This is a genomic window from Saccharothrix sp. NRRL B-16314, assembly GCF_000716595.1.
GTDB lineage: Bacteria > Actinomycetota > Actinomycetes > Mycobacteriales > Pseudonocardiaceae > Actinosynnema.
Genome location: NZ_JNXC01000066.1, coordinates 1 through 6,509, shown reverse-complemented (window position 1 = coordinate 6,509; position 6,509 = coordinate 1). Strand labels below are relative to the sequence as shown.

The following is a 6,509-nucleotide window of genomic DNA, read 5'->3' as shown; positions in this document are numbered from 1 at the left end:
CAACAACGCAGCCTCAGGCGAACCCTCAGACGCGGAAAGCAGGTCCATCAGCGAACGACCCAGCCTCGGGTCGAGTTCAGCGCACACCTCGTCCAAAGCAGCGGCGAAACGCGGGAACGACGCCGCAAGGGCAACACCCATCCCCGCACGCTGAGCACCCTGACCCGTGAACAGGAACGCCGACCTGCCGCTGACGTACGAACCCTGGAACACGCCCGCGCCCGGCCGGCCCTCGGCCAGCGCCGACAGCCCAGCCAGCAGACCGTCCCGGTCCGAAGCGACGACCGCGGCGCCCAGGTCGAGCTGCGCCCGCGCGGTGGCCGCCGTGAACGCCACGTCCAACGGCGACAGCTCCGGCAGTCCGAGCAGGTGGGAGCGCAGACGATCCGCCTGCGCCCGCAACGCCGCGTCGCTCTTCGCCGACACCAGCAACGGCACGGTGGGCAGGCTGCGGGACGCGTCGGCGTCCGCGTCAGGTTCCTCGGCGGGCGGCTCTTCGATGATCACGTGCGCGTTCGTGCCGCTGACACCGAACGACGACACCCCCGCACGACGCGGCCGGCTCGAAGCGGGCCACGGCGAGGGCTCGGTCAGCAGCGACACCTGACCGGAGTCCCAGTCGACGTGCGGTGTCGGCGCGTCCACGTGCAACGTGCGCGGCAGCACCCCGTGCCGCATCGCCATCACCATCTTGATCACACCGCCGACACCGGCCGCCGCCGACGTGTGCCCGATGTTCGACTTGAGCGACCCCAAGCGGAGCGGGCCGTTGTCCCGCTCGCTGCCGTAGGTGGCCAACAACGCCTGCGCCTCGATCGGGTCACCCAACCGGGTGCCCGTCCCGTGGCCTTCCACGGCGTCGATGTCGGCGGGTGACAGGCCGGCGTTCGTCAGCGCCTGCCGGATCACCCGCTCCTGTGACGGACCGTTCGGCGCGGTGAGACCGTTGCTCGCGCCGTCCTGGTTGACCGCGCTGCCCCGCACCACACCGAGGACCCGGTGGCCGTTGCGCCTGGCGTCCGACAACCGCTCCAGCACCAGCAGACCGAGACCGTCGGAGAACCCGGTCCCGTTCGCCGCCGCCGCGTACGACTTGCAACGCCCGTCCGGCGCCAAACCGCGCTGCCGGCTGAACTCCACCAGCACGAACGGCTCGGCCATGACGGTGACGCCGCCGACCAGGGCCAGCGAGCACTCACCGGAGCGCAACGCCTGCGACGCCAGGTGCAGCGCCACGAGCGACGACGAGCACGCCGTGTCCACCGACACCGCCGGGCCTTCCAGCCCGAAGGTGTAGGCGACCCGGCCGGACACCACGCTGTTCGTCGTGCCGGTCAGGCGGAAGCCCTCCACCTCCGGCGTCGGCGCGCCGTACTCCATCGTCATGACACCGCAGAACACGCCGGTGTCCGAGCCGCGCAACGAGGTCGGGTCGATCCCGGCGTCCTCGAACGCCTCCCACGCCGCCTCCAGCATCAACCGCTGCTGCGGGTCGGTGGCCAGCGCCTCGCGCGGGCTGATCCCGAAGAACCCGGCGTCGAAGTCACCGATGTCCCGCAGGAAGCTGCCGCTGCGCATGTAGAGCGTGCCGGGCTGCTCGGGGTCCGGGTCGTACAGGCGCTCCAGGTCCCAGCCGCGGTCCTCGGGGAGCCCGGAGACGGCGTCACGGCCCTCGTCGACCAGCTGCCACAGGTCGTCCGGCGAGGTGACCCCGCCGGGGTACCGGCAGCTCATCCCCACGATCGCCAGCGGCTCGACGTCGCGGTCCTCCAGCTCGCGCACCCGTCGGTTGGCGGTGCGCAGTTCGCCGGTCACCTTGCGCAGGTACAGGCGGAGCTTCTGCTCGTCGGTCATCGTGCCGCCACCGCGCGGATCGTCCGTGGCCTGGGTCATGCCGATCCGATCTCCTTGTCGATCAGCTCGAAGATGTCGTCGTCGGACACCTCGTAGAGGTCTTCGTCAGCCCTGGCGTCCGACTCGGCGCGAGTGCTGTTCATCCCGCCGAGGACGGACCTCAGGCGGTTGCTCAAGGACCGCAGGCGCGGCTCGGACGCGGCGAGTTGGTCCGCGTCGCCCGCCACCGCGTTCAGCAGTGCCTCGATCTTCCGCAGTTCCGCTTCCAGCGGTGACCCGGTCTTCTCGGCGTTGCCGCCGACCTGGGTCAGCACGAGTCGGGACACCGCGACCGGGGTCGGGTGGTCGAAGATGAGCGTGGTGGGCAGCCGCAGGCCGGTCGCCCGGGTGAGCCGGTTGCGCAGCTCGACCGCGGCCAGCGAGTCCAGCCCGAGCTGCTTGAACGTCCGGCCGGCGTCGATGGTGGCCGAGGACGGGTGGCCGAGGACGGCCGCGGCCTGCGCCTGCACCAGTTCCAGCACGAACGACTCGCGCTCGGTCTCCGGCACACCGGCCAACCGCTGCGCCAGCGACGTGCCGCCGGCGTCGGCGGGCCGCTTGGGGATGCGCACGAGTCCGCGCAGCAACGGGGGCAAGGTGCCGGACCGCGCCTGCGCCCGCAACGCGCCGAGGTCGAGCCGCACCGGCACCGACAGCGCCGTGTCGGCGAGCCGTGAGGCGTCGAACAGCTCGACGCCCAGCTCGTTGGACAGGGTCCGGATACCCATGCGGGCCCACCGCGCGACGCTGCCTTCGTCCAGCGTGCCGCCCATGCTGCGTTCTTCCGCCCACAGGCCCCAGGCGAACGACCTCGCGGGCAGGCCCGCGGACCGGCGCCGCGCGGCGAGCGCGTCCAGCGTGGCGTTGGCCGCCGCGTAGTTGGCCTGGCCGGGGCTGCCGATCAGCGCCGCGACCGAGGAGAACATCAGGAACGCCGACAGGTCCATCCCCGTGGTCAGCTCGTGCAGGTGCAGCGCCGCGTCCACCTTGGGGCGCAGCACCGTGTCGAACTGCTCCGGCGTCAACGTCTCGATCACGCCGTCGTCGAGCACCCCGGCCGCGTGGATCACGACGGTCAACGGGCGTTCCAACGAGCCGATCAGCTCGGCCACCTGTCCGCGGTCCGACACGTCGCACGCGGCGACGCGCGGCTCGGCGCCCAGCGCGGTGAGGTCGGCGACCAGCTCCGGCACGCCGTCGGCGGCCATGCCGCGCCGGCTGACCAGCAGCAGGTGCTTGAGCCCGTACCGGGTGGCGATGTGCCGGGCGAACACGGCGCCCAGTCCGCCGGTGCCGCCGGTGATCAGCACGGTGCCGTCCGGTTTCGGCGCGGTCGGGACGGTGAGCACCACCTTGCCGGTGTTGCGCCCCTCCCGCAGGTACCGGAACGCCTCGGCGGCGTTGCGCACGTCCCACGTGCGGATCGGCGACAGCTCCAGCACTCCCTGGTCGAACAGCGCGACCAGCTCGCGCAGCATCTCCTGGATGCGGTCCGGTCCCGCCTCGAACAGGTCGAAGGACTGGTAGGTGACGCCCGGGTGGTCCTCGGCGACCCGGTCGGCGTCCCGGGGGTCTGCCTTGCCCATCTCGACGAACCTGCCCCCGTTCGGCATGAGGTCCAGCGAGGCGTCGATGAACTCGCCGACCAGTGCGTTCAGCACCACGTCGACGCCCTCGCCGCCGGTGGACTCGCGGAACGTGTCGAGGAACGCGAGGTCGCGTGAGGAGGCGATGTGGTTGTCGGAGACCCCGAGGCGCCGCAACGCGTTCCGCTTCGCCGGGCCGGCCGTCGCGTAGGCCTCGGCGCCGATGTGCCGGGCGAGCTGCATCGCAGCCATGCCCACGCCACCGGCGGCGGCGTGCACCAGCAGCCGTTCACCGGCCTTGAGACCGGCGAGGTCGACCAACCCGTAGTACGCGGTCAGGAACACCAACGGCACGGACGCCGCCTCGGCGAACGACCAGCCGGCGGGCATCGGCACGATCATCCGCCGGTCGGCCACCGCCTTCGAGCCGAACCCGTGCGGCACCAGGCCCATCACCCGGTCACCCGGCTTGACGTCGGTGACGTCGGCACCGACTTCGAGCACGACACCGGACGCTTCGCTGCCCAGCGGCGCGTCACCGGGGTAGGTGCCGAGCGCGATCAGCACGTCCCGGAAGTTCAGGCCGGCGGCGCGCACCTTGAACCGCACCTGGCCCGGCTCCAGCGGCCGGTCGGCGTCGGAGGGGATGATGGTGAGGTCTTCGAACGAGCCCTTCCGGTCGATCGAGAGCTGCCAGGCGGTCCCGGGCGGCACCGACGGCGCTTCGGCGCGCGTGAGCCGGGGCGCGAGAGCACGTCCTTCGCGCACCGCGATCTGCGGTTCCCGGCCCGTGACGAGGGAACCCCAGTCGATCTCGTCGTCGGAGTCGTCGAGGTCCACCAGCACGAACCGGTCGGGGTGCTCGGACTGCGCGGTGCGCAGCAGACCCCACACCGGCGACTGCGCCAGGTCCGGCACGTCGTCGCCGGCGTCGACGGCGTTGCGGGTCACGACGACCAGCCGTGCGTCGGCCAGCCGTTCGCTCGCCAGCCACCGCTGCACCAGCCGCAACGCGCCGGCGGCGACGTCCCGGACGGCCTGCGCGGCGCCGACGGCCGTGGTGTCGTGGATGGCGACGATGACCGCCTCGGGAGCGGGACGACCGCCCACGAGGGCCTGGTCCAGCGCGTCCAGGTCGGTGAAGCGCTCACCGGGTGCGGTCAGGTCGCCCAGGACCACGATCCGCCCCGCCCCGGTGGTCGCGGTGTCGGTGACCGGGAGCCAGGTGACCTCGAACAGCGAGTCGTGCCCGGCCTTGCGCGCACCGGCCAGCTTCGACTGCTCCACCGGCCGGAACGCCAGCCGCTCGACACCGCCCACCGGCTCGCCGTGGTCGCCGGCCAGGTCGATGCGCAGGCCGGACTCGCCCGCCGACGCGATGCGCACCCGTGCCCGGCTGCGGCCGGTCTCCTCGACCCTCACCCCGGACCACGAGAACGGGAGCTGGGTGGACGACCCGTCGCCCGCGTCGAGCTTGCCCAGGCCGCCGTGCAGCGCAGCGTCGAACAGGGCCGGGTGGAGACCGAACCCGGCGGCGGCGTCGACCTGGTCGTCGGTCAGCGCGACGTCGGCGTAGACCTCGTCGCCGACGCGCCACGCCGCCCGCACCCCTTGGAACGTGGCGCCGTAGTCGTAACCGGCCTCCGCGAGCGTCGCGTACAGCTCGTCCACCGCGATCGGCTCGGCGCCCGCCGGCGGCCACTGCGCGGGGAACGGGACCTGCGGCTCGAAGTCCGCGGCGAGCACGCCACGGGCGTGGCAGGTGGCCTCGGGGTTCTCCTCCACGGCTTCCGGGCGCGAGTAGACCGCGACCGCGCGGCGGCCGTCCTCGTCCTGCTCCGCGACCGTGACCTGCACCTGGACCGCCGAACGGCCCTGGAGGACCAGCGGCGCCTCCAGCACCAGCTCGTCGAGCACCGGGCAGCCCGTGCGCCGGCCCGCGGTCAACGCGAGTTCGACCAGGGCGGTTCCGGGCGCGAGCACGACGCCCGCGACGACGTGGTCGCGGACCCACGGCACGGTGTCCTGCGACATCCGCCCGGTGAACAGCCACTCGTCCCGATCGCCGACCGCGACCGCGGCGGACAGCACCGGGTGGTCGATCCGACCGAGACCGGCGCCGGCCGGATCGCCGGAGCCCGTGCTCGGTGAGAGCCAGTAGCGCTCGTGCTGGAAGGCGTACGTCGGCAACTGGACCGGGCGGGCGTCCGTGCCGGCGTAGAACGCGGACCAGTCCACGACCGCACCGGCGACGTGCGCCTGGGCCAGGAAGGACGCGAACGTCTCCGGCTCGGCGTGCCGGGCGCGCAACGCCGGCGCGAACACGATGTCGTCCACGTCCAGCGACTGGCGGGCCATGGCGGTGAGCACACCGTCCGGCCCCAGCTCGAAGAACCTGGTCACGCCGAACTGTTCGAGCACGCGCACGCCGTCCATGAACCTCACCGGCTGCCGGACGTGGTCGACCCAGTAGCCGGGGTCGATCAGCTCCGAGGACACCGGCTTGCCGCTCAGGTTCGACACGATCGGGATCTGCGGCTCGTTGAACGTCAAGCTCTCCGCGACGCGCCGGAACTCGGCCAGCATGGGCTCCATCAGGTGCGAGTGGAACGCGTGGCTCACCCTCAGACGCGTGGTCTTCCGGTGCTGCCACGACGGCAACCACTCGTCCAACGCGTCCAGATCACCCGACACCACAACCGCTTGCGGCCCGTTCACCGCCGCCACCGACAAACGACCGGCAAACGCCACCAACGACGGGACGACCTCTTCCTCCGTCGCCTGCACCGCCGCCATGCCACCACCAGCCGGCAAAGCACCCATCAACCGACCACGAGCCACCACCAACGCGCACGCATCCGCCAACGACAACACACCGGCGACGTGAGCAGCGGCGAGTTCACCGACCGAATGACCGATCAGGAAGTCCGCCCGCATACCCAACGACTCGACCAGACGGAACAAAGCCACCTCGACCGCGAACAACGCCGCCTGCGTGAACTCCGTCTCGTTCAACAACGCAGCCTCAGG

The 6,509-nt window shown here is 72.1% G+C and carries 2 protein-coding genes; both read right to left on the bottom strand.

Annotation, left to right across the window (positions count from 1 at the left end):
• Positions 1 to 1,854 (bottom strand): type I polyketide synthase (locus tag OQ02_RS38875; protein WP_033443699.1); only part of this gene is annotated, 1,854 nt, incomplete at its 3' end.
• Between the two features lie 35 nt (positions 1,855 to 1,889).
• Complete coding sequence (locus OQ02_RS38870) at positions 1,890 to 6,494, bottom strand: SDR family NAD(P)-dependent oxidoreductase (RefSeq protein WP_231500440.1); 4,605 nt, start codon at positions 6,492 to 6,494, stop codon at positions 1,890 to 1,892.
• Positions 6,495 to 6,509: the final 15 nt, after the last annotated feature.